Source organism: Bacillus sp. FSL H8-0516, assembly GCF_038635285.1.
Lineage (GTDB): Bacteria > Bacillota > Bacilli > Bacillales > Bacillaceae > Bacillus > Bacillus safensis.
Genome location: NZ_CP152051.1, coordinates 1,798,602 through 1,824,576, shown reverse-complemented (window position 1 = coordinate 1,824,576; position 25,975 = coordinate 1,798,602). Strand labels below are relative to the sequence as shown.

Below are 25,975 nucleotides of genomic sequence, written 5' to 3'. Positions count from 1 at the left end.
ACCATGAATAAAAAAATCATGCTGCTGACTGCAGCCGTGTTCTTGACCATGATTTTGTCTGCTTGCGGTAATAACAGCTCATCTGAAGCAAATGGAAAGGTCACCTTGACGCTATTTTCAACGATGAGCAACAGCGGGGAAAGAAAAGCGTTTGAAGAAGTCATTCGCGAGTTTGAGAAGGAGCATCAACAGATTCGAATCGATGCTAATTTCCCAGGCAACAGCTATGAAGATATGATCCGCGTCAAAATGGGAGCAAACGATATGCCAGACCTGTTTGATACACATGGCTGGGCCAAACTGCGCTATAGCGAGTATGTGGCTGATTTAAAAGAGATGGATTGGGTCAAACAGCTTGATCCTTCACTCGACCAGATTTTAAAAGACCAAGATGGGAAAGTGTACGCTTATCCGCTGAATCAAGCAAAAGACGGGCTTAGCTTTAATGCCAATCTATTAAAGGAATATGGCATAGAAGTGCCTAGAACACTTGATGAATTAAAATCTGCTTTGCTGACAGTGAAAGAAAAGAGCAAAGGAGATGTTGTGCCGCTCTGGATACCAGGAGGAGATAACTCAAATATAGCCCAAGTCTTTGATGAGCTGGCGACGCCTTTATTAATTACCGATCAAAAGCATCAATACGGAAAGGAACTTGAAAACGGATCATTTGATTGGTCTCTCTATACACCGCTTGCACAATTCATGAAAGATCTGAAGGATGAAGACCTTTTAAACAAGGATGTCCTGACAGCGAAACTCTCTCAAGCGCCCGAACTCATGGCACAAAACAAAATCGCCTTCACTTTTGTCGGAGGATCCTTAGGACCTGAAGCAACAGAGCTGAATTCATCCATCAAAGTAGGCACGATGCCTGTTCCAGCCATTCATGAAGGAGATGAACAAAGCTGGATTGGCGGAGAACGTTTTACTGTTGCTGCTTGGAAAGACTCTAAGCATCTAAAAGAAGCAAAACAATTCATCGATTTTTTAGCAAAACCTGAAAACGCAAAAAAAATCGCAGAGGGCACATCCTCTGAAACAGCTCTAAAACAAGTGAAAGCGAAAAACTATTACTCTACATTTTACGATCAATACGAACAGGTAAAGATTGAACCGTATTTCGATCGAAAATACTTACCAAGCGGAATGTGGGCGGTCATGGCAACAACGGGTCAAGAATTATTAGCAGGCTCGATCACACCAGAACAGTTATCAAAGAAAATGGAAGAGGAATATAAGCGTCTGAAAAAACAATAGCTGATGGATGCTGAAACAGGAGTGAAGCCAATGAATGACATCACAAAAGCAAAGCAGCCAGCCGTATTCACCTCTTTACCAAAAGTAAAGAGGCAAAAACGCCAGAATTCATCACTTTGGTGGATGTACATGCCAGCTGTTCTCGTCGTCAGTACCTTTATCATTTATCCTTTTTTGAACGGCATTCAGCTTTCTTTTACGAATTGGAACGGTTTCTCACAAACTTATCAATGGATTGGTCTTGAGCAATATCAAAGGCTGCTTCAGGATCAAGCGACATGGCTTGTTGTCAAAAACACGCTTCTCTATGGAATTGGGAGCACCATCTTGCAAAATATCATCGGACTTGGATATGCTCTTTTATTAAATCAAAGCTTAAAGATGAAAGCCATCACAAGAACGGTCATCTATTTACCTGTCATGATCAGCCCGATTGCGATGGGCTATATTTGGTATTTTGTGTTTGCTTACCAAGGCGGTGCCTTAAATGATGTGGTGACGCTTTTTGGATTTGATCAAATAAATGCGCTCGGCAACCCAGAATTAAACACATGGATCATCGTGCTTGTCAACACATATCAATTCGTGGGGATTGCGATGATCATTTATTTAGCAGGACTTCAAAGTATTCCTAAGGATTATTATGAAGCGGCGCAATTAGACGGCGCATCGAGCTTCCAGCAATTCAGGCGGATTACATTGCCGCTGCTTATGCCGTCGATCACCATTAATGTTGTGCTGAATGTCATTGGCGGGCTCAAGCTCTTTGATGTCATTGTGGCACTCACGGGCGGCGGACCTGGAGATTCCTCGCAATCCATGTCGACCTTTATGTATGATCTGTATTTCAAACGTCAGGATGCAGGCTATGCAGCGACGCAAGGGGTGTTCATGGCAGTCATCATCCTTGTCATTAGTGTCGCAGCGCTGATTTATTTCAAACGAAAGGAGACCGAGGTGTGATGGATAACGCCTATAAACGCAAGAAAAGATGGTACTCCGTCCTCGCACTATTGATCACATTGCTGCACCTCATTCCATTTTATATTTTGGTGACGACATCATTAAAGGGGATAGGAGATTTCAGTTCAAAATGGCTGTTTCCGAAAGCACTGCATCTTGAAAACTTCCGCACAGCATGGACAGAGGCTCAGCTTGGCCAGTCCTTTTTGAATACAGTGATCATTACGTTCAGTTCCGCTGTATTGCTCATTATCTTTGGATCTCTTGCAGCCTATCCGCTTGCAAGAAGGAACACAAAGCTGAATAAAGCAGTCTATGTTTTATTTATTGCCATTATGGTCATTCCACCGCTTACAGCCCTTGTCCCGCTCTATAAAATGGTCGTTCAAATCGGGATGATGAATACCTATCAAATTGCTATTTTAAATAATGTGGCTGCTTTTTTGCCGCTGACAATTTTCTTATACGCAGGCTTTATCCGGTCGACAATTCCAAAGGAGCTTGAAGAAGCTGCCCGTATTGATGGAGCAGGGACACTCAGAGTTTTTTTCACAGTCGTTTTTCCGCTTCTGAAGCCCATTACCGCTTCTGTATTAATCATTGCCTGCGTGTATATTTGGAACGACTATCAATTTGCTATCTTCTTTTTGCAAGATAAAGAGATGCATACACTCACAGTCGCCTTATCCCATTTTTTTGGTCAAAATCAGCATCAGCTTCAGCTCGTTGGGGCAGCTGCACTCATTGCGATGCTGCCAATGGTCACGATGTTTTTACTTTTGCAAAAATATTTTATCGCAGGGCTTTCACAAGGCTCTGTCAAAGGCTAGCCCAATATGGATGTGAAAAGGAGAGTCGTCTATGTCTAAAATTACATTTATCGGTGCAGGGAGTACCGTGTTTGCTAAAAATATATTAGGAGATTGTCTGTTTGTTCCCGCCCTTGCTGGGTTTGAATTCGCATTATATGATATCGACCACAACCGGCTGAAAGAATCAGAAACAATGCTGTCGCATTTAAAAGCAAATTACGGTGCAAACGTGACCATCCAGTCCTATCACAACCGCAAAGAAGCCTTAAAGGATGCAAAATATGTCATCAATGCCATCCAAGTTGGAGGCTATCGGCCAAGTACTGTCATTGATTTTGAAATACCTAAAAAATACGGATTAAGACAAACGATTGCGGATACGGTAGGGATCGGCGGCATCTTCCGCTCTCTTCGGACGATTCCTGTCATGCTAGACTTTGCAAAGGATATGGAAGAGGTTTGTCCAAATGCTTTATTGTTAAATTACACGAATCCAATGGCCACACTGACAGGTGCGATGCTTCGCTATACACAGATTCAAACGATTGGTCTCTGTCATAGTGTGCAGGTGTGTACAAAGGACCTATTTGAATCTCTTGAAATGGATCATGAAGGCATTGAAGAAAAAATCGCCGGCATTAACCATATGGCATGGTTATTAGAAGTAAAACGGGACGGAAAAGACTTGTATCCAGAAATCAAAAGACGAGCAAAAGAAAAGCAGCAATCGAGGCATCATGATATGGTTCGTTTTGAACTGATGGATAAATTCGGCTACTATGTCACAGAATCCTCAGAGCACAATGCCGAATACCATCCATATTTCATCAAATCACGGTACCCTGAACTAATCGGTCAGTTTAACATTCCTCTCGATGAATACCCGAGACGCTGCGAGGAACAAATCAACAATTGGAATACAATGAAGCATGACCTTGTGGGAAACACACAGATCACACATACCCGCTCAAAAGAATATGGTTCCCGGATCATTGAAGCGATTGAAACGAACGTTCCCTTTAAATTTGGCGGAAATGTTCTGAACACTGGCGGGCTCATTGACAACCTGCCTGAAAAAGCTTGTGTAGAAGTACCGTGTGTGGCAGATCGAAGCGGCATCATGCCATGCTATGTCGGAGAAATACCTGAACAATTGGCAGGACTCAACCGAACGAATATCAGCTCACAGCTGATGACGATTGAAGCAGCGATCAGCGGTAAAAAAGAACACATTTATCAAGCAGCTCTACTGGATCCACACACAAGCGCTGAATTATCAATTGATGACATCGTGAATCTTTGCGACGACCTCATTGAAGCGCATGGGGATAGACTGCCAGCCTACAAAGGGGCTACACAGTATAGCGCTTCATCACCGTCATCAAATTAATCATGCCAATCAATCTTTTTTAAAAAATAGGAGTCGGTGAAAATCACAGAAAAAAGAGCCAAATGGATGAATTGAAAGTTTGTTGACGCTTTCATCTGTTTTGCAAATAAAACACACTGTCTTCATAATGAAAGAATCCGAAAAACGAAGGAGTCATTCATTATGAAAACATATGTGAAAAAGTTTATTGAAGAATTAAAAGAATCCATGAAGCATTACGGTGAATCTATCATTAAAATTAAGTCAAATCTATAATAAATGAATAAGGAACAAGACCTGATGTGCAAATGCCATCAGGTTTTTTTATACAAAAAATCACAAATAAATAGAAAAAATTCAGAAAAATAATTGACTGAAAGCGCTTTTAATATTATGATTACCTCAAACTTAACCATTAGTTACTCAATTAATTATCATCATATTGGTTAACTTGTGATGAAGTTTGATGGAAATAAAGATGATGAATAAAAGGATGGTGACAAACAACGTGTCTAAAGAAGAAATTTTATGGGGCATCGCGCCTATTGGATGGAGGAACGATGACATCCCAGCACTTGGCGCCGAAAACACACTATCTCATTTATTAAGTGATATTTGTGTCGCTGGCTTTGAAGGAACTGAAGCAGGTGGTTTCTTTCCAGAACCAGCTGTCTTGAATAAAGAACTAAAACTTCGCAATTTAAAAATAGCTGGAAAATGGTTTAGCAGTTATATGATCCGAGATGGTTTAGCGGCTTCAGTACAAGCATTCAAAAAGCATTGTCAGTACTTGCAAGACATTCATGCTAGTGTAGCTGTTGTCTCAGAGCAAACGTATTCCATTCAAAAAGAAAACATCAACATCTATCAGCATCAGCCATCTTTCACAGGTGAGGAATGGGCTCTTCTTTTAGAAGGTCTCAATGAATTAGGTCAAATAGCAAACAGTTATCATCTCAAACTAGTCTATCATCATCATCTCGGAACAGGGGTACAAACCTTATCAGATGTCACACGTCTTTTAGCTGGAACAGACCCTCGGTATGTTCACCTTCTATATGATACTGGACATATTTACGTATCAGATGGCGATTATTTATCCTTGCTCAAGCTGCATATCGACCGTATCCAGCACGTGCATTTTAAAGATGTGAGAAAAGAAGTGATGGAAAGCTGTCGTCAAAAAGAATTGTCTTTTTCTGAATCTTTCTTAAATGGACTGTTTACAGTACCTGGGGATGGCTGTATCGATTTTAATGAAGTATACCGTTTGTTAATCAGTCATGGCTATAAAGGGTGGATCGTCATTGAAGCTGAACAGAATCCTGCGATTGCCCATCCTTTAGAATATGCATTAAAGGCTCGTCAGTATATTGATGAAAACTTGGCTATTCATTCTTAAAGAGAACAGGAGAAAAGACCATGAACAAAAGTCAACAAACCAATTTAAGATCTATTATCCTAATTTCGACCTTTGGAGGACTTCTTTTTGGTTATGACACTGGTGTATTAAATGGTGCATTACCTTACATGTCTTTACCGAATCAGTTAAATTTAACAGCAGTGATGCAAGGGATTGTAACAAGTGCATTATTATTAGGTGCAGCATTAGGTGCAGTCATATGCGGACGTTTATCAGACAGGTTCGGACGCCGTAAAACTATTTTTTACTTAGCCGCTCTATTCTTTTTTTCTACATTAGGATGTACTGTATCACCAAACGCTGAAGTAATGGTCTTATTCCGATTCTTATTAGGGCTTGCAGTTGGAGGAGCTTCAGTCATAGTTCCAGCCTTTTTAGCTGAAATCTCTCCAGCAGAAAATCGCGGAAGAATCGTCACACAAAATGAACTGATGATCGTATCCGGTCAATTACTTGCTTTTACCTGTAATGCATTGATTGGAAATTTATTTGGAGAGAACCCATATGTATGGCGCATCATGCTACCAATTGCGGCGATTCCAGCCATTATTTTATTCTTCGGTATGCTAAAAGTGCCAGAGAGCCCAAGGTGGCTTGTAACAAAGGGGAAAAACAAAGAAGCACTTCAAGTACTTCACCGCATTCGCTCAAAAGGAGCGGCGAAAACGGAGTTGCTCGAAATAGAGAACGCTTACAGGGAAGAAGTGAATTTAGATAAAGCGACTTTAAAAGATTTATCCACGCCTTGGATTAGGCGGCTTGTGTTTATCGGCATAGGAATTGCGGTTGTACAGCAGTTCACAGGAGTTAATTCCATCATGTATTACGGAACAGAAATTTTAAAAGATGCAGGTTTCGAAACGAAGGCAGCTCTAATTGGGAATATCGGGAATGGTGTTATCTCTGTCCTTGCTACATTTGTTGGCATTTGGCTGCTTGGCAAAATAGGACGTCGCCCTATGTTAATTTCAGGCTTGATTGGAACAACCTTCACATTACTGTCTATCGGCATTTGCTCTAATCTTTTTGCAGGAACAGCCTTTCTTCCATATTTGATTTTATTTTTGACGATTACATTTCTTGCATTCCAGCAAGGTGCCATCTCTCCTGTCACTTGGCTCATGCTGTCAGAAATTTTTCCTCTTCGGCTGCGGGGGCTTGGTATGGGGGTAAGTGTATTTTGTCTATGGATGGTGAACTTTTTAATTGGTTTGACGTTCCCAATATTACTTGCTCAGATCGGCCTTTCGATGACTTTCTTCGTTTTTGTCGCTTTCGGAGTCCTGTCTATTTTGTTTGTGGTGAAGTGCTTACCGGAAACAAAAGGGCTGACACTTGAAGAACTAGAAATGAATTTCCGTAAGCACGATCAAACATCAATTGACATCACAACAGATCATCAAACACTGTCTTAAATAAAAGGGATGAAAACAAAGATGGTGTCGAACCAATTTGTGAAAATGGAGTTTCAACAGTAAGGAGTGTTCAATAGATGACCGTAATAGATTCAAAGCTCATTTCAATGAAAAGCATACTGCATGAAGCAAAACAAAAACAATATGCAGTAGGACAAATGAATATCAATGGTTTGCAATGGGTGAAAGCCATCTTACTTGCGGCAAAAGAGGAGCGATCTCCTATCATTTTAGCAGCATCTGACCGGCTCATTGATTATTTGGGCGGCTTTCACACGATTGTAGGCATGGTTGAAGGGTTAATGAGAGATTTGGAGATCAGTGTCCCAGTTTCTTTACATTTAGATCATGGCATGACTGTCTCTCGGTGCAAAGCTGCCATTGATGCAGGATTTAGCTCAGTCATGATAGACGGCTCTTCCTATCCTCTTTCACAAAATATTGCCATGACAAAAGAAGTTGTGCATTATGCCTCTAAAAGAGGTGTATCTGTCGAAGCTGAAGTTGGCTCTGTTGGAGGAATGGAAGATGGCTTGATTGGAAATATCATCTATGCTGATCCATACGAATGTGTGCGACTTGTTAGAGAAACAGGAATTGATGCCTTGGCCGCAGCACTCGGTTCAGTGCATGGCCCTTATCAAGGAGAACCGAAGCTAGGATTTGATGAGATGAAGCAAATAGCTGAACTCACAGACGTTCCGCTTGTCTTACACGGCGGTTCAGGCATTCCTGTTGATCAGATTCAAAGGGCTATCTCACTTGGTCATGCAAAAATCAATGTCAACACTGAATGCTTGGAAGCTTGGAATCAAGCTGTCCGAGCTCAACTAACTAAAAACAAAGCAACCAATGATCCACAAACAATTTTAACACCTGGTACAGAAGCCATTAAACAAGCTGTCAAGATGAAAATCCAACAATTTGGATCAAGTCAGCGTGTTTGATCACATCTAGCAGACACTCCCATAGATAAGATGAAAAGGAAGATTAAGCATGATAAAAACGAAAAGAATCCAGCAAATAAAAGAATATGTGATCCAACATCAGTCTGTCTCGTTAGATGATCTTGTCACAACCTTTGGGGTGTCAAAAAATACGATTAGGCGAGACGTTCAAAAGCTCGTTGAAGAAGGACATATCCAAAAAGTTTATGGGGGAGTAGCAGCCAATCATGCAAGGCTTGAATCATTTCATGACAGACAAACACGAAACCAACTTCAAAAAAGATGGATTGCAAAAGATGCGGCTCGATTAGTAGATGATGGCGATGTCATTTTTATTGACTCTGGTACCACAACATTAGAAATGATTCATTTTATAAAAGAAAAGGAATTAACGGTTGTCACGAACAACTTAGACTTTATTGTACAAGCATTGCCTTACACTCAGCTTCAAGTCATTTCAACTGGCGGCCAATTAGAGCGGAAAACGAAATCATTTTCCAGCATTACTAATACAAATGATGTACTTCAATACAACTTCGATAAAGTGTTTATGGCCTCAACAGGGGTCTCTATTTCAAATGGAGTAACAAATTCATCGCCAGTAGAAACAAGCATGAAGGAAATGGTCGTCAAAAAAGGTAGAGAAGTGATTCTATTAGTCGATCATACAAAATTCAATAAATATGCGATGTTGACATATTGCCAGCTGGATGAAATCGACTACTTAATCACTGACGATTCACTGGATACCTCCTATACAACCTTTTTCAAAAAGAATCATATCAAATGGATCGTTGCTCCTTCACAAGATGAAAGTCAGCAGACTTTAACATGAAGGAACATGTCAAAAATATTTTCAGATAAGGTAGGGGAAAAAATGGACACAATCAGATTAACGGTGAGTCAAGCATTGGTCAAATTTTTAAATGCCCAATACGTTGAATATGACGGTGAAAAAAAGCCTTTTATCAAAGGAATCTTTACGATTTTCGGTCACGGAAATGTGTTGGGGCTCGGTCAAGCACTTCAAGAAAACCCTGGAAGGCTCGAGGTATATCAAGGAAGAAATGAACAAGGGATGGCACATGCTGCAACGGCTTTCGCAAAACAAAAGCAACGTAAACAAGTAATGGCCTGCACCTCATCCGTTGGGCCTGGCTCTGCCAATATGATCACAGCTGCTGCAACGGCAACAGCGAATCAAATTCCACTTTTGCTTTTCCCAAGTGATGTCTTTGCCACACGACAGCCAGATCCAGCACTTCAGCAGATTGAGCAAACATATGACTTGAGTTTATCGACGAATGATGCCTTTCGGGCTGTGAGTAAATACTGGGACCGGGTTTCAAGACCAGAACAGATGATGTCTGCACTGATTAACGCCATGCGTGTTTTAACAAATCAAGCAGATACTGGTGCGGTCACAATTTCGCTTCCTCAAGATGTTCAAGGAGAAGCATGGGATTACCCGCTGTCTTTTTTTCAAGAGCGGACGCATTTTTTAGACAGATATGAACCTTCAAAAAGAAGTATTCAAGAAGCAGCGGCACTCATTCGTAAGAAAAAGAAGCCTTTCTTGATTTTAGGCGGAGGGGTGCGTTACTCAGAGGCGGCTGACGAGTTTGTCCAATTTGCTGAAACTTTTCATATACCCTTTAGTGAAACACAAGCTGGTAAAAGCTGTGTTGAAAGCAGCCACCCATTAAATGTAGGCGGACTTGGTGTCACTGGCAATAGTGCTGCCAATGAACTCGCTCAGAAGGCTGACCTTATTATTGGCGTCGGCACTAGATTTACAGACTTTACAACGTCATCTAAACGGCTATACGCAGACAGTGATGTTTTAACGATCAATTTATCCGATTATCATGCATCTAAATTAGATGCAACAACAGTCATTTCTGATGCGAAGATGGCACTCCTTGCATTAAAGGATGAACTAGCAAACTATCAAACAGGTTATCAAAATGAAATCAAAGAAGCAAAGCAGCGCTGGGCACAAGAATTACATCGGCTTCATCATATTCAGTACACTGAAACAGGCTTTACACCTGAAATCAAAAGCCACTTTGATCATGAATTAGATGAATATAAGGAAAAACTTCATACAACGCTACCTCAAACGACTGTACTTGGCTGTTTAAACGAATGGATGCCATCTGACGCCATTATTACATGTGCTGCAGGCAGTCTCCCAGGAGATTTACAGAGAATGTGGGTGACAAAAGAGCGAAACACATATCACCTTGAATATGGATACTCTTGTATGGGCTACGAAATTGCTTCTGCACTTGGAGTAAAAATGGCTGAACCAACTAAAGAAGTGTATGCCTTAACAGGTGATGGCAGTTATTTAATGCTGCATAGTGAACTTGTCACAAGCATTCAAGAGGGCTATAAAATCAATATCATTCTCTTTGACAACTCCGGTTTTGGCTGTATTAATAATTTGCAAATGGGCCATGGAATGGACAGTTTTGCGACTGAATTTCGAAAAAGAAACAAGAAAACAGGACAGCTTGATGGAGAGATTATGAAAATCAATTTTGCACAATCAGCAAAAGGTTATGGAGCAAAAACATACGAAGTTCATACACTCGATGAACTGAAATCTGCGGTTGAAGATGCTAAAAAGCAGACAGTCAGTACCCTGATTGATGTGAAGGTACTTCCAAAAACTATGACAGCAGGTTACGGTGACTCATGGTGGAACGTAGGTATCTCAGAAATCTCTGATAAAGAACAGATCAAAAAAGAATATGAAGAAAAACAGCAAAAATTAAAACAAGCAAGACAATATTAAGAAAAGCTATATGAAAGGTGTGTGCATAATGGCTGATTTAATTGTACCGAAACAAAAAAGAGACAAAGAGGGAAATGTGCTGAGCATCACACCTCAATCAGCAGGTTGGACCTATATTGGCTTTGAGGTGTACACATTGACAAAAGGTGAAAACCTTCGTAAAAAAACAGGTGAAAATGAGGTGTGCATTGTCATTCTCTCAGGTAAACTTCATCTCCAAACGAAAGAAGAGACATGGAAAGAAATTGGCGAACGAATGAATGTTTTTGAGAAAACACCTCCTTTCTCCATTTATATACCAAACGATGATCATTACGAAATTGAAGCCATAACGGATATTGAGATTGCCGTTTGTAGTGCACCTGGAAAAGGCACATATCCAGCTCGTCTCATACTTCCTGAACGAGTAGGGGTTGAACATAGAGGCGCAGGTAATATTGCAAGACAGGTTCACAACATTTTACCCGAACATGAACCAGCTGACCACCTGCTTGTTGTGGAAGTATTTACACCCGAAGGAAACTGGTCGAGCTATCCGCCGCATAAACATGATCAAGATAATTTACCGCACGAATCTTATTTAGAAGAAACGTATTATCACAAAGTAAACCCAGAACAAGGTTTTGTTTTACAAAGAGTATATACAGATGATCTTTCACTAGATGAGACAATGGCTGTAAGAGATAGTTCCGCCGTTCTTGTACCAAAAGGATATCACCCTGTGTCAGCACCACCAGGCTATGAAATCTATTATTTGAATGTCATGGCAGGTCCAGTGAGAACTTGGAAGTTTCATAACAATGCTGAACATGAATGGGTGATGAAAAACAAATTGAGTATGAAAAGGGAGGGGCGCTGATGCTAGACTTATCATTTAAACAAGATCGGCAGCTTGATGTTATTGCAATGGGAAGATTATGTATTGATTTGAATGCGAACGAACTGAATAGGCCGATGGAAGAGACGATGTCTTTCACAAAATACGTCGGGGGGTCTCCAGCCAACATTGCCATTGGTTTAGCAAGGCTCGGTATGAAATCTGGATTCATTGGAAAAGTCGCTAACGATCAGATGGGACGTTTTGCAACAAGCTACTTGGAAAAGAACAACATCAATACAGACGGCATTGTCATAGATCAATCTGGTGCTGTCACGGGTCTTGCTTTTACTGAGATTAAGAGTCCCGAAGAATGCAGTATTTTAATGTACCGAGACAATGTAGCAGATTTAAAAATCGATGTCCAAGAAGTATCTGAACAATATATCAAAAAGGCGAAAGCCTTACTCATCTCAGGCACTGCGCTAGCAAAAAGTCCATCAAGAGAAGCAGTATTTGTGGCACTTGATTATGCACGTAAGCATCACGTAACTGTCTTCTTTGACCTGGATTATCGTCCATACACTTGGCAAACCGAGCAAGAAACAGCGATTTATTACAATTTAGCTGCTGAAAAATCAGACGTGATCATCGGCACAAGAGAAGAGTTTGATATGATGGAAAAACTCATAGCAGATGGACCGTCAAATGATGAATCAACAGCCAAAAAATGGTTTTCACACCATGCCAAAATCGTTGTTATTAAACATGGGGGTGATGGTTCCATCGCTTATACGCAGGATGGACAGTCATATCGAGGCGGCATCTTTAAAACAAAGGTCCTCAAAACATTCGGAGCGGGTGATTCATATGCTTCAGCCTTTATTTACGGGCTGATGAACAACATGTCCATTGAAGAAGCTATGCGTTTTGGAAGCGCTTCTGCCTCCATCGTAATTTCTAAGCATAGTTCATCAGATGCCATGCCCACAGTTAAAGAAATCAAAGACTTTATGAACGAAACAAAAGTTGAACAAACACAACCAATTTAATCGTAGAGGAGAGAATACCATGGCTAAAACAACTGTCAAAACATTAAAAAATTATATTGGAGGAGAATGGGTAAATGCTGAAACAAGTCAAACTGAACCCGTTTATAATCCAGCAACAGGGAAAATCATTGCAGAAGTTCCCCTATCAACAAAAGGAGATGTAGAACGAGCAGTTCAAGCAGCAAAAGAAGCGTTTTCCAGCTGGTCTAAAACCCCTGTACCAAGACGTGCACGTATTCTCTTTAAATATCAGCAATTATTAGTCGAAAAATGGGAAGAATTAGCCGAACTAGTTACGCTCGAAAATGGAAAAAGCTTAACTGAAGCACGCGGAGAAGTACAGCGAGGCATTGAATGCGTCGAATTCGCAGCCGGTGCCCCAACTTTAATGATGGGAAAACAGCTGCCAGACATTGCGACTGGACTTGAATCAGGCATGTACCGCTATCCTATTGGCGTCATTGGCGGCATTACGCCATTTAACTTTCCAATGATGGTTCCTTGCTGGATGTTCCCGCTTGCCATTGTCTGCGGAAATACGTTTGTCTTAAAACCTTCAGAACGTACGCCTGTTCTTGCGGCACGGTTAGCAGAGCTGTTTGAAGAAGCGGGTCTTCCAAAAGGTGTTCTTAACATAGTCAATGGGGCTCACGATGTCGTTAACGGCCTGCTTGAACATCAAAACGTCAAAGCTATTTCGTTTGTCGGCTCTCAGCCAGTCGCAGAATATGTCTATAAAAAAGGAACAGAGCATGGCAAACGTGTCCAAGCACTTGCAGGGGCTAAAAATCACTCCATTGTCCTAAAAGACGCAGATATAGATGCAGCCGTCAAACAAATTGTTGGTGCTGCCTTTGGCTCTGCTGGAGAAAGATGTATGGCTGCAGCTGTTGTCACAGTAGAAGAAGATATCGCTGACGAGCTCATTCAAAAATTAATCGCTGAATCCAATCAAATGGTCATTGGAAATGGCATGAATGAAGATGTTTTCCTCGGTCCAGTCATTCGGGAAAGTCACAAAGAACGAACGCTTCAATATATTCAATCAGGTATTGAAGAAGGAGCGAGTCTCATTCGTGATGGCCGCAAAGATCGTGAAACAGAGGGAGAAGGATACTTTATCGGACCGACTATTTTTGATCATGTAACAAAAGAAATGAAAATTTGGCAGGACGAAATTTTCGCTCCCGTTTTATCCATTGTTCGCGTTTCATCGCTTGCTGATGCTATTGAAATTGCCAATGAGTCTAAATTTGCAAATGGTGCCTGCCTTTACACTGATAGTGCATCAAGGGTGAGGGAATTCCGCGAGAATATTGATGCAGGCATGTTAGGTATTAATGTCGGCGTTCCAGCACCAATGGCATTTTTCCCATTCTCAGGTTGGAAAGATTCATTCTATGGCGACCTGCACGCAAATGGCACGGACGGTGTTGAATTTTATACTAGAAAGAAAATGGTCACCGCTCGTTATATGTAATACAACATACTCCTATCAACTTCAAAACAACTGTGCGAAAAGCACAAAAACAGGAGGTCACTAGATGGAATTAAAGATTGGTGTTATTGGTATAGGTGCCATTGGTCAAGATCATATGAAACGAATTACAAATACGCTGTCTAAAGGAAGAGTGGTGGCTGTTACTGATGTGAACAGACAGCAGGCAAAAGCCATCGTAGATGCATTCAGCCTTGATGCACGTATTTATGAGGATGGCCATCAACTCATTCAATCAGATGAGGTAGATGCCGTTATCGTCACATCATGGGGGCCGACACATGAAGAATATGTGTTAGCTGCTATTGAAGCTAATAAACCTGTTTTTTGTGAAAAACCACTTGCAACCACAGCAGAAGGATGCATTCGTATAGTCGAGGCTGAAATGAAGAAAGGGAAATTACTCGTACAGGTTGGATATATGCGCCGGTACGATTCGGGATATCGCGCTTTAAAACAAGTACTGGATGAAGGACAAGTAGGTGAACCATTAATAATTCATGCTGCACATAGAAACCAAACCGTCCCTGACACATATACAGGAGATATGTCAATTGTCGATACATTCATTCATGAAATCGATGTCCACCGCTGGTTACTAAATGATGAATACGTATCCGTACAAGTCATTGCACCTAAAAAAACGCAGCAAGCTGCTGAGCACTTACAAGATCCTTTAATAGTGATCATGAAGACGCAACAAGGAACCATCATCAACAGCGAAATATTCGTTCATTGTCAGTACGGCTATGACATTCAGTGTCAAATTGTCGGTGAAAAAGGGATGGCAAGTCTGCCTGATCCTGCCAGTGTCGTTTTGCATAGTCAGGCAACACGATCTACAAATATCTTAACAGACTGGCAGCATCGATTTAAAGCAGCCTATGACGAAGAATTGCAGGATTGGATCAATTCCTCCTTAAAAGGAGAAGTAAATGGACCTACTGCTTGGGATGGATATGTAGCTGCCGTAACAGCAGATGCTTGTCTTAAAGCAAAGGCAACTGGTGAGACAACACCAATCCATCTCCAAGAACGTCCAGCCTTTTATCATCAATCATTTGTCCCTGAAAAAGTATAATCAATTCAAAAGAAGAGGCTGCTGAAAGCAGTCTCTTTTTCATTCCAAAAAACAAAAAATGCAGCTCCATCATGGGAGACTGCTTTTTTTGTTGTCTTCTAGTCAAAAAGTAAGGGTTTTCATCGTGATTCCAGCAAGGATTTGCCCTAGAAATCATTCTTTCTATTCATTCTTCATCAGTATCTATCAACATATTTTGAAATTGGGCCTAAACCCCAATATTAGGAAGATGAAAACAGGAGGAAATGAAACGATGAGGACGAGGATGAAGTGCGGCGTTGGTTTATTGATTTTTGCTTTGGTACTGAGCTTTTTACCGGTATATGATGCGAGTGCGGCAAGCACAACAATTGCAAAACGTGTAGGAAATGCAAACCCGCTCATAGACCACCACTTGGGCGCTGATCCGTTTGCGCTCACCTATAACGGAAGAGTGTACATTTATATGTCGAGTGATGACTATGAATATCACAGCAACGGAACGATTAAGGATAATTCTTTTGCCAATTTGAATAGGGTCTTCGTCATCTCTTCAGCAGATATGGTGAACTGGACAGATCATGGCGCGATTCCAGTAGCCGGTGCAAATGGAGCAAATGGCGGCAAAGGGATCGCTAAATGGGCAGGTGCTTCCTGGGCTCCATCAGCGGCGGTGAAAAAAATCAATGGGAAAGATAAATTTTTCCTTTATTTCGCGAACAGCGGCGGAGGGATTGGTGTTCTGACAGCAGACTCCCCAATCGGTCCATGGACAGATCCTATCGGAAAAGCGCTCGTCACACCAAATACACCAGGAATGTCTGGGGTTGTATGGCTGTTTGATCCAGCCGTTTTTGTAGATGATGACGGCACTGGGTATTTATATGCCGGCGGAGGTGTTCCAGGCGGTTCTAATCCAACGCAGGGACAATGGGCCAATCCTAAAACAGCAAGAGTCTTAAAACTAGGGCCTGATATGACAAGTGTTGTGGGCAGCGCCTCGACCATTGATGCTCCTTTTATGTTTGAAGACTCAGGGATGCATAAGTATAACGGAACCTATTACTATTCCTATTGCATCAACTTTGGCGGCTCCCACCCAGCAGATAAACCACCTGGTGAGATCGGTTATATGACGAGCTCAAGTCCGATGGGTCCCTTTACGTATAGAGGGCACTTCTTGAAAAATCCGGGTGCATTTTTCGGTGGAGGCGGTAACAACCATCATGCTGTGTTCAATTTTAAAAACGAGTGGTATGTCGTGTATCATACCCAAACGGTCAGCTCTGCCTTATACGGGGCAGGAAAAGGCTACAGATCTCCACATATAAATAAGCTTGTGCATAATGCTGACGGCTCCCTTCGAGAGGTTGCAGCCAATTTTGAAGGGGTCAAACAGCTTTCCAACCTGAATCCTTATCAGCGGGTAGAAGCTGAAACATTTGCTTGGAATGGACGCATTTTAACAGAGGCCTCCTCAGCCCCAGGCGGACCGGTCAATAACCAGCATGTCACAAACATTCAAAACGGAGATTGGGTGGCTGCCAGTAACGTCGATTTCGGATCAAACGGCGCAAGAACATTTAAAGCCAATGTAGCATCAAATGCAGGCGGAAAAATAGAAGTACGCCTCGGAAGCCCTGACGGCAGACTCGTCGGGACACTAAATGTCCCTCCCACAGGCGGAACAAACAATTGGCGAGAAGTAGAAACGACAGTAAACGGAGCAACTGGCGTGCACAACGTATTTTTTGTCTTTACTGGAACAGGTTCAAACCTATTTCAGTTTGATTCCTGGCGGTTTACTCAATAACAAAGGATGACAAAATGATAGGAGAGTGGAAAAATTTGATGTCAATGATCAAAAAACCAATCTGTACTTTATTGATCTGCTTCACCATGCTGTCTGTCATGTTCATCGGACCTGGCGTCACTGAAGTTTCAGCAGCCGATGCCAATATTAATATCAATGCAGAAAGACAAGTGATTCGTGGCTTTGGCGGAATGAACCACCCGGCTTGGATTGGTGATTTGACCGCACCTCAAAGGGAAACCGCTTTTGGCAATGGGCAGAATCAATTAGGGTTTTCCATTCTAAGAATTTTTGTAGATGAGAACAGAAATAATTGGCACAGAGAGGTCGCCACAGCCAAAAGAGCAATAGAGCATGGAGCTTTAGTGATCGCTTCACCTTGGAATCCTCCAAGCCATATGGTCGAGACTTTCAACCGTAATGGTACAACTGCAAAGCGTCTGAGATACAATCAATACGCTGCATATGCTCAGCATCTGAACGATTTTGTGACGTATATGAAAAATAATGGCGTCAATCTCTATGCGATATCAGTACAAAACGAGCCCGATTATGCACATGAATGGACATGGTGGACTCCTCAGGAAATCCTGCGTTTCATGAGAGAAAATGCCGGCTCCATTAATGCCCGCGTGATTGCACCAGAATCCTTTCAATACCTTAAAAATATATCAGATCCTATCTTAAATGATCCACAAGCGCTAGGAAATATGGACATTCTCGGAGCCCATTTGTACGGAACCCAAATCAGCCAGCTTCCGTATCCATTGTTCAAACAAAAAGGAGGGGGGAAGGAGCTTTGGATGACAGAGGTCTACTACCCGAACAGCGATAACAATTCAGCGGACCGCTGGCCTGAGGCATTAGGGGTTTCAGAGCATATTCACCATTCGATGGTAGAAGGGGACTTTCAGGCATATGTTTGGTGGTACATCCGCAGATCCTACGGCCCTATGAAGGAAGACGGCCTGATCAGTAAACGCGGTTACAACATGGCGCATTTCTCTAAGTTTGTACGCCCGGGATACGTCAGAATTGATGCAACGAAAAGTCCTGAACCAAATGTTTTCGTATCTGCCTACAAAGGAAACAATCAGGTCGTCATTGTCGCGATTAACAAAAACAATTCAGGAGTCAATCAGCACTTTGTGATGCAAAATGGAACTGCTTCGCAAGCATCAAGATGGATTACGAGCAGCAACAGCAACCTTCAGCCGGGTACAGACTTAAATATATCAGGTAATCAATTTTGGGCTCATCTCCCGGCTCAAAGTGTGACAACATTTGTAGTCAAACGCTAAAAATTAATTGAATCACCAAAAGCCAATTTTCTTATTTTAAAAGAAAATTGGCTTTTTTTATGCAAATAGGAAGTTGATTTTTTCACTATGTTCTTACATTGGGTATAATAATGGCAATGACTTCAGGAGAGTGATCAATGTATGCCAAAGCATCAAAGCAAAGTATTAATGATCGATGACGAAAAAGAAATTTTGGAATTAATCAACACAGTTTTAACAAGAGAAGGCATTGATCGTGTCATAACAGCTTCAACTGCCCGTGAGGGGCTCACGAAATTTCATCAAGAACAGCCCGATCTTGTCATACTTGATATTATGCTGCCAGACGGTGAAGGCTATGATATTTGCAGACAAATCAGAGAGACCTCCCATGTTCCGATTATCTTTTTATCAGCAAAGGGAGAGGAAACAGACAAAATTGTAGGACTTGCCATCGGCGGGGATGACTACATTACAAAACCGTTCAGCCCAAAGGAAGTCGCCTACCGGGTGAAAGCGCAGCTGAGACGGCTCTCATACTTGCAGTCATCTCAAGCCGATCCCGTGATCAAAAAAGGGCCGTTTGAATTAAACGAGCAGCAAGCAGAACTGACGAAAAACGGCGCGGTCATTGAGCTCACACCGAAAGAGCTTCTGCTGATGACCTACTTCTTGCAGCATCCGAACCGCATCATCAGTAAAGAAACGCTTTATCAAACTGTTTGGGGGGAAGACTTCTTCGGTTCTGACAATACAGTGATGGTTCATATCCGAAGACTTCGGGAAAAAATAGAAAATTCCCCGTCAACACCAGAGTTTCTCGTTACAGTCAAAGGGCTTGGCTATAAATTTGTTGTAAAGGATGCGTAAGGATGAAATGGCGATTAACAGGCAGATATATGGTCTCTGTCATTATCGTGACCATAATCACAGTCTTTATCAACTTATTCGTATTTATGATTTGGCTCGTACTTCAGGCAAACAGCCAGCATAACGAGGAAAATACGCCGGAAACTTTTACAAGATCATTTGAACAATACGTCTCTTTTTCTGATCAAGGGATAACCGTAAACAAAGAAGGGCAGAAAGCCTTAAAACAACAGAATGCATGGATTCAAATTTTAGACGAAAATGGACAAGACGTGTATCATGCGCAGGCACCTAAAGGATTAAAGAACAAATATACACCGATTGACATCGTGAACTTACATAAATATAAAGATAAGCAATTATTATCGACCATTTATGCTGGCGGAAAAAAAGTAAAGGGCAAAGAATACAGTTACTTTATCGGATTTAAAGATCCTTCCATTGGAAAATACCTATTCTCGTTTGACACGAAGGATTTAGTAACAAGATTCAATATTGGGACGATGATTTTATTATCAATTGATGCCATCATAGCGTTACTCATTGGTTACTTATTCAGCCGGCAGCTCACAAAACCGCTCGGCCGTGCCATTCATAGCATCCAGCGGCTGGCAAACGGAGATTACACGACAAATCTGCCTGCTAAAGGAATTTATAAAGATGTCTTCTATAATGTCAATCACTTATCAGAGCAGCTCGCTTCAAGCAAAAAAGAAAAAGACAAACTAGAGCAAATGCGTGAAGAATGGATTAGCCATATTTCTCATGATATTAAAACGCCGCTCGCTTCTATTCAAGGCTATGCAGAAATCATGAAAGACCCAAAGTATCCTCTTTCAAAGCAAGACATCAGACATTACGCGGGCATCATTGAGAATAAATCATTGTATATCAAAGATGTCATGGAGGATCTGAACTTAACGACAAGGCTGAAAAATAACGGCGTCATGCTCAATAAAGAGCTGGTCAACATCGTGTCACTGCTGCGGGAAACGTTAATTGATATTTTAAACGATTCAAGATATGCGGATCAGACGATTGAGCTTCAAACGAATGAAGACAAGCTCATGCTGAATATTGATAAAATCCTCATTCGAAGAGCGGTTACCAATCTGATTTTAAATGCCCTCGTTCACAATGATCCTGATGTGACGATCATTGTACAGCTTGAACAAAAAGAAAAAACCCATATCACGATTAAAGACAACGGCAGAGGAATAGAAGAGGCAGAGCTGGAAAAAGTGTTTGACCGCTATTACAGGGGGACGAATACAGGAGTTTCACATGCTGGCTCTGGTCTTGGGATGGCCATTGCAAAGGATATTATCGTCAAGCACGGCGGGGACATCACGATCCGCAGCACTGTAGGAAAAGGAACAACAATTGATATCCAACTACCAGCATAAAAATAGACAAAAAAAACGGTTCTGATCAACAACAGAACCGTTTTTTACCTATTATTTATTCTGAAAATACTTTGATGCCTTTCACAATGTTCCAAATGAAGAAGTAGATGGCAACAAGGAATGTCACTGCATATGTCGCAATTAAGAAAGGCCCCGCATGGCTGATATCTTTCATACCAAGTAAACCTGAACCAAGGATGCCAATACCAAAAATCAAATAAGGTATGACATGCGTCCATAATGATTTTTTCGCATGATATTTCACTTCGTCCTGGCCTAAGAAATAGACGATAATTGGGAACAAAAATGGTGCGAAAAAGATACTGAAGTAACATAATGATGACAAGACTTTATTTTCTCTCAAAACGTTTCACCTCTATGATTTATTCACTACAAACACATTGTACTACCTCAACCTTAATCCGTATTAATCTGAACCTTACAGCAACCTTAAAAATGTTTACCTTATAAAATAATTTATAAACGACATACTATAATATAGGTATTTAAATCTATTTTACCGAAAAAAATAGTTGACTTTGGTTTATCCTGTGTTTACAATAAAGTCGTAACCGATGCAGGAGTGTTACTGATATCATCAGGCACCACCAAGTCAGGTAAACATGTTGTACATTTGTACGTTGTTTGCTGAGATTTTGGTGTTTTTTTTATGCTTTTTTAGCAGTTTTAGGTAAGGTGGGATGAAGATGTTCACCGTCGTTAAAGTTTTAAACAATAATATTGTATTAGCTCTAACAGACACTCAAAATGAAGTAGTTGTTTTTGGTACAGGAATAGGCTTTAAGAAGAAAAAGGGTGATACACTTGATGAGAGCGCTGTCAGTAAGACATTTTATTCTGATCAGACGTCTCCATTAGAATCTCAACTTGCCGCTATCCCAACCGATATTCTTTTATTAACTGAAAAAATCATTCATATGGGCGAAGAGATGTTGAATAAAAAATTAGGTTCTAGCATGCTGTTTTCGCTATCTGATCATCTTACCTTTTCTATTCAAAGGCATCAAGAAAAAATGGAATATGAAAACCCTATTGTATGGGAAATTCCACATCTATATTTTCAAGAATATCAAATTGGGAAAAAAGCACTTAAAATTATTCAAAAAATGATGGGAATTACTTTTCATGATACAGAGGCTTCACTCATTGCCCTTCATTTTGTAAACGCTCAAATAGATGGTCAGTCTATGGGAGATACGATCAAAATGACCCATCTCACGAAGGAAATCGTTAAGATTATTCAAAACATTTTCGAGATGGTATTAGATAAATCATCGATAGATTATTCGAGGTTTATCACTCATTTGAGATATTTTATTGTCAGACAGGAAACAAATCAACCGCCTCAGCAAATGGATGATTCATTAAAAGAATTAATTCAGGATCGTTATATGAAGAGCTATGCATGCGGTTTAATTATTAAAGAAATGTTAAAGCGGGAATTCAATTGGAATGTCACTGAAGACGAACTTGTTTTTCTAGTCATTCATATTGAAAGAATTACAAAGAAACATCAACAGAATAAATGATTTCTTTTAGGCGTGTTATGAAAAAGCATTAACCTAAACAAATCTCCATTTAGAAGTCTTTCTAATGGTGGATTTTGTTTAGGTTTTTTTTGTGAAAATGAAGGGGTGAAGACATGGGAAACAAAGAATTGGCGCAAGAAATTATTAAATTAATCGGTGGAACCAGCAATATATCTCAAAGCTGGCATTGTATTACGAGGCTGAGATTTAATATCAACGATGAAAAACAGGTGAAAGTAGATGAACTGAAAACAGTAGACGGTGTGCTGGGAGCGCAATTCCAAAGCGGACAATTCCAAGTCATTATTGGAGCAAAGGTTGCAGAAGTCTATGAGGAAATCGACCATCTGATTGGAGAGAGCAGCAATGATTCTACTCCTGCTAAAAATACGTCAAAAATGAATCCAATCGAAATCGTATTCGATGTCATTAGCGGGATTTTCACACCGATTTTGCCTGCGATTGTTGGTAGTGGATTGATAAAAGGGATTATGGCTTTGTTCGTTAGTTTAGGCTGGATGACGGAAAAAAGCTCTACCTATGCTGTACTTCAAATCTTTTCAAATGCTGTCTTTTACTTTTTACCTTTCCTCATTGCGTATTCTGCAGCGAAGAAATTTAAAACACGAGAATCTCTTGCGATGGCACTCGCTGGGATTTTATTGTACCCAACGATGGTGGAAGGTGCAGCAAAAGGGGCAGATCCACTTAGTTTTTTAGGATTGAGTATTCCATTAAATAATTATACTTCTTCTGTCTTACCGATTATTTTAGGAGTGCTGCTCCTTAGCTTTATTGATAAGTGGATAACGAAAGTGATTCCAAAATCCTTAAGCATCGTGTTTACACCGGTACTGAGCTTAATGATCACAGCGCCTATTACACTAGCTTTCATAGCGCCTATTGGAAACGTTTTCGGACAGTATTTAGAGATCTTTTTCACTTCTTTATTCCATTTTGCTGGGCCGATTGCAGGTTTATTAATGGGAGGCCTCATGCCTTTAATTGTGCTAACTGGGATGCATTACGCATTCTTCCCAAGCACGTTTGCCAGCTTTGAAAAAGTTGGGTACGATGTCATGCTGCTTCCGATGAACTTTATTGCCAATATGGCACAAGCAGGTGCCGTTTTAGGGGTCATCATTCGCACAAAACGAGTAGAAACAAGGTCTTTGGCGTTATCAACATTGCTTCCGAGTTTCTTTGGAATTACAGAACCTGCCATTTATGGCGTAACACTGAGACTGAAAAAGCCTTTCTATGCTTCATTAATTGGCGGCGCAGTTGGCGGATGTTTTTATGGTTTATTCTCAGTCAAAACGACAGCATTTTCAATTCCAGGTATTACATCTCTGCCAACCTATATTATGAAAGGCACAAATAATTTCCAGCTGGCTTTAATTGGAATAGCGCTGAGCTTTTTGGTCTCACTGCTTGCCACTATGTTTCTTGGCTTCAAGGAACCTGCCACAAAGGATGAAGGGCAGCCAGAAAAACAGGGAAAGCCATCTAAAAATCCAGAAAATGCAGTCAATCAACAAGCTGCCAGACAAGTAAATCCTTATGAAGTACAAGCACCTATAACTGGTAAAGTCGTTCCTTTATCTGAAGTAAATGATGCCGTCTTCTCAAGCGAAATGATGGGCAAGGGAGTAGCGATTATACCTGATAAGGGGGTGGTACAAGCGCCGTTTTCCGGAAAAGTAGTGACCGTTACACCTACTAAACATGCAATAGGTTTGGTTTCAGATGATGGGGTTGAATTATTAATACATGTAGGGATTGATACCGTCAGCCTAAATGGTCAATTCTTTGAGGTATTGGTGGAAGAAGGAGATGAAATCAACATCGGGGATCATTTATTAACATTTGATATAGAAGGAATTCAATCAAAAGGATTAGATGTCGTGACACCTATGATCGTCACTAATTCCTCGAAGTACCTGGATGTTATTTATACAGGTGACTCTTATGTCAACGCAGGAGAAAATAAACTCTTAATGCTCATTCATTAATCAAAATAGAAGGGATGATTGAAATGAAAGAATTAAAAAAAGGATTTTCAGATAATTTTCTATGGGGTGGCGCAACCGCTGCCAATCAAATAGAGGGTGCATATTTAGAAGGCGGAAAAGGGCTGTCAACTTCAGACTTCGCTGCATATAAAGATCCTTATGCACAAGGAAAAGTGAACAACTTTACATTCGATGTGAGTTCAGCTGAACTAAACAAGTACAAGGAAAGTCCTGATGCATTTGATTTCCCAAAAAGACGCGGAATTGATTTTTATCATCGTTATGAAGAAGATATTGCACTGTTTGCAGAAATGGGATTTAAAGTATTTCGTTTGTCTATCTCATGGGCAAGAATCTTTCCAACAGGCTTAGAGGACAAGCCGAATGAAGAAGGATTGGCTTTTTACGATAAAGTATTTGATGAATGTGCGAAATATGGAATTGAACCGCTAGTAACGATGTCTCATTATGAAATGCCGATTACTTTAACAGAAAAATATAATGGATGGATGAGTAGAGAGCTTGTCCCATTGTTCGAAAAATACGCACGTGCGATTTTAGAAAGATATAAAAACAAAGTGAAATATTGGATTACGTTTAATGAAATGAATATGAACCTCAATAGCCTTTATACAGGTGCTGGAATTTTAGAGGATCTAGTAGACCATAAATTACAAGCTGCTTACCAAGCATCTCATCATCAATTCGTGGCAAGTGCCTTAACAGTGAAGGCTGCGAAGGAAATCATTCCAGATGTCCAAATTGGCTGTATGATTAACCAGATTGAAGCCTATGCAAAAACAACAAAACCAGAGGATCAGCTGCAGGCAGTCAAATCGAATCAATTGAATATGTTCTATCCTGATGTTCAAGCTAGAGGCGAATATCCAACATACATGGTGAAATACTTTGCTGATAATCAAATCAAGCTGGATATTAAAGAGCAGGATGAACAAATTTTAAAAGAAGGCACGGTTGATTTTGTTGCGATCAGCTATTATATGTCCCATGTAGCAGAAGCACGTGAAGATGCAGCTGAGCTAGCGGGTACGTTTGACAGTCCGATTAAAAATGAACACTTGGAATTATCACAATGGGATTGGCCGATCGATCCAATGGGTCTGCGCATTTCATTAATTAAACTGTATGACAGATACCAAAAACCTTTATTTGTTTGTGAAAATGGACTTGGTGCAAGGGATACATTGACACAAGACGGAAAAGTACACGATGATTATCGAATTGATTATTTGAAAAAACATATTGAACAGATGAAAGAAGCCGTAAAAGAAGGTGTTGACCTAATGGGGTACACACCTTGGGGCTGCATTGACTTAATCAGCTGCGGAACATCTCAAATGACTAAACGCTATGGTTTGATCTATGTGGATCAAGACGACCAAGGAAATGGTACACTGAATCGTTACCGCAAAGACTCATTCTTCTGGTACAAAAATGTAATCGCATCAAATGGAGAAGACCTATAAAAGCAAATTGAATGATGTAAAACACCATCTCAGGGCGCCTTAACCGGCTGCATGCGATGGTGTTTTGTTTTTTACGAAAACGTATCTTGACCTTGAAGTATACTTCAACCTTTATAATGTAAATATAGAAAGACA

21 protein-coding genes are annotated in these 25,975 nt (G+C 40.7%); 20 read left to right on the top strand and 1 reads right to left on the bottom strand.

The genetic code is table 11. The features are described from left to right. Nucleotides 1-3: 3 nt before the first annotated feature. From MHB67_RS09070 to MHB67_RS08990, 17 genes are all read left to right on the top strand, one after another. Nucleotides 4-1,260, top strand: a complete 1,257-nt coding sequence (locus MHB67_RS09070) for an ABC transporter substrate-binding protein (protein WP_342492906.1) — start codon at nt 4-6, stop codon at nt 1,258-1,260. Between the two features lie 30 nt (nt 1,261-1,290). Beyond that, a complete protein-coding gene (locus MHB67_RS09065) occupies nt 1,291-2,223 on the top strand; it encodes a sugar ABC transporter permease (protein WP_342492905.1) in 933 nt (310 codons plus the stop codon). After that, on the top strand, nt 2,223-3,053 hold the full coding sequence (locus MHB67_RS09060; RefSeq protein WP_024425187.1) for a carbohydrate ABC transporter permease: 831 nt from the start codon (nt 2,223-2,225) through the stop codon (nt 3,051-3,053). The genes MHB67_RS09065 and MHB67_RS09060 overlap by 1 nt, the downstream gene beginning before the upstream one ends. Nucleotides 3,054-3,084: 31 nt before the next feature. Beyond that, on the top strand, nt 3,085-4,425 hold the full coding sequence (locus tag MHB67_RS09055; RefSeq protein WP_342492904.1) for an alpha-glucosidase/alpha-galactosidase: 1,341 nt from the start codon (nt 3,085-3,087) through the stop codon (nt 4,423-4,425). Nucleotides 4,426-4,912: 487 nt separating this feature from the next. Further along, the gene (gene iolE, locus MHB67_RS09050) at nt 4,913-5,806 is read left to right on the top strand and encodes a myo-inosose-2 dehydratase (RefSeq protein ID WP_135032008.1); all 894 of its coding nucleotides are present in this window, start codon (nt 4,913-4,915) and stop codon (nt 5,804-5,806) included. A gap of 20 nt (nt 5,807-5,826) precedes the next feature. Beyond that, nucleotides 5,827-7,242: a sugar porter family MFS transporter gene (locus MHB67_RS09045; protein ID WP_172880998.1), complete on the top strand. Its 1,416-nt coding sequence runs from the start codon at nt 5,827-5,829 to the stop codon at nt 7,240-7,242. 77 nt (nt 7,243-7,319) lie between these two features. Then, entirely contained in the window at nt 7,320-8,189 is an 870-nt protein-coding gene (fba, locus tag MHB67_RS09040) for a class II fructose-1,6-bisphosphate aldolase (protein ID WP_044334547.1), read from the top strand. Nucleotides 8,190-8,238: 49 nt separating this feature from the next. Continuing rightward, nucleotides 8,239-9,024 (top strand): DeoR/GlpR family DNA-binding transcription regulator, encoded by a 786-nt coding sequence (locus tag MHB67_RS09035; RefSeq protein WP_044334545.1) that lies wholly within the window; start codon nt 8,239-8,241, stop codon nt 9,022-9,024. Nucleotides 9,025-9,066: 42 nt separating this feature from the next. Further along, nucleotides 9,067-10,992 carry a 3D-(3,5/4)-trihydroxycyclohexane-1,2-dione acylhydrolase (decyclizing) gene (gene iolD, locus MHB67_RS09030; protein ID WP_342492903.1) on the top strand — a complete coding sequence of 642 codons (1,926 nt, stop codon included), beginning with the start codon at nt 9,067-9,069 and terminating at the stop codon, nt 10,990-10,992. Between the two features lie 28 nt (nt 10,993-11,020). Next, nucleotides 11,021-11,851 carry a 5-deoxy-glucuronate isomerase gene (gene iolB / locus MHB67_RS09025; protein WP_151039530.1) on the top strand — a complete coding sequence of 277 codons (831 nt, stop codon included), beginning with the start codon at nt 11,021-11,023 and terminating at the stop codon, nt 11,849-11,851. After that, nucleotides 11,851-12,861 carry a 5-dehydro-2-deoxygluconokinase gene (iolC, locus tag MHB67_RS09020; RefSeq protein ID WP_342492902.1) on the top strand — a complete coding sequence of 337 codons (1,011 nt, stop codon included), beginning with the start codon at nt 11,851-11,853 and terminating at the stop codon, nt 12,859-12,861. The genes iolB and iolC overlap by 1 nt, the downstream gene beginning before the upstream one ends. Before the next feature lie 19 nt (nt 12,862-12,880). Next, nucleotides 12,881-14,341, top strand: coding sequence for a CoA-acylating methylmalonate-semialdehyde dehydrogenase (locus MHB67_RS09015; RefSeq protein ID WP_151039528.1), 1,461 nt, complete (start codon nt 12,881-12,883; stop codon nt 14,339-14,341). A gap of 64 nt (nt 14,342-14,405) precedes the next feature. Continuing rightward, a complete protein-coding gene (locus MHB67_RS09010; RefSeq protein ID WP_151039527.1) occupies nt 14,406-15,440 on the top strand; it encodes a Gfo/Idh/MocA family oxidoreductase in 1,035 nt (344 codons plus the stop codon). A gap of 253 nt (nt 15,441-15,693) precedes the next feature. After that, nucleotides 15,694-17,232 carry a glycoside hydrolase family 43 protein gene (locus tag MHB67_RS09005; RefSeq protein WP_283860124.1) on the top strand — a complete coding sequence of 513 codons (1,539 nt, stop codon included), beginning with the start codon at nt 15,694-15,696 and terminating at the stop codon, nt 17,230-17,232. Nucleotides 17,233-17,267: 35 nt separating this feature from the next. Next, nucleotides 17,268-18,533, top strand: a complete 1,266-nt coding sequence (locus MHB67_RS09000) for a glycoside hydrolase family 30 beta sandwich domain-containing protein (protein WP_044334533.1) — start codon at nt 17,268-17,270, stop codon at nt 18,531-18,533. 141 nt (nt 18,534-18,674) lie between these two features. After that, nucleotides 18,675-19,382 carry a response regulator transcription factor gene (locus MHB67_RS08995; RefSeq protein WP_024425182.1) on the top strand — a complete coding sequence of 236 codons (708 nt, stop codon included), beginning with the start codon at nt 18,675-18,677 and terminating at the stop codon, nt 19,380-19,382. A gap of 2 nt (nt 19,383-19,384) precedes the next feature. Continuing rightward, the gene (locus MHB67_RS08990; protein ID WP_073205810.1) at nt 19,385-20,788 is read left to right on the top strand and encodes a HAMP domain-containing sensor histidine kinase; all 1,404 of its coding nucleotides are present in this window, start codon (nt 19,385-19,387) and stop codon (nt 20,786-20,788) included. Between the two features lie 55 nt (nt 20,789-20,843). On the opposite strand, the gene MHB67_RS08985 is transcribed toward MHB67_RS08990, so the two are convergent. Next, nucleotides 20,844-21,152 (bottom strand): DUF4870 domain-containing protein, encoded by a 309-nt coding sequence (locus tag MHB67_RS08985; protein WP_025093214.1) that lies wholly within the window; start codon nt 21,150-21,152, stop codon nt 20,844-20,846. Nucleotides 21,153-21,495: 343 nt separating this feature from the next. Here MHB67_RS08985 and MHB67_RS08980 point away from each other — a divergent pair, with 343 nt between their 5' ends. The 3 genes from MHB67_RS08980 (at nt 21,496) to MHB67_RS08970 (ending at nt 25,840) form a co-directional block, all read left to right on the top strand. Further along, the gene (locus MHB67_RS08980; RefSeq protein WP_073205807.1) at nt 21,496-22,338 is read left to right on the top strand and encodes a PRD domain-containing protein; all 843 of its coding nucleotides are present in this window, start codon (nt 21,496-21,498) and stop codon (nt 22,336-22,338) included. Between the two features lie 113 nt (nt 22,339-22,451). Then, on the top strand, nt 22,452-24,353 hold the full coding sequence (locus tag MHB67_RS08975; RefSeq protein ID WP_342492901.1) for a beta-glucoside-specific PTS transporter subunit IIABC: 1,902 nt from the start codon (nt 22,452-22,454) through the stop codon (nt 24,351-24,353). A gap of 23 nt (nt 24,354-24,376) precedes the next feature. Continuing rightward, complete coding sequence (locus MHB67_RS08970; RefSeq protein ID WP_171464276.1) at nt 24,377-25,840, top strand: glycoside hydrolase family 1 protein; 1,464 nt, start codon at nt 24,377-24,379, stop codon at nt 25,838-25,840. Nucleotides 25,841-25,975: the final 135 nt, after the last annotated feature.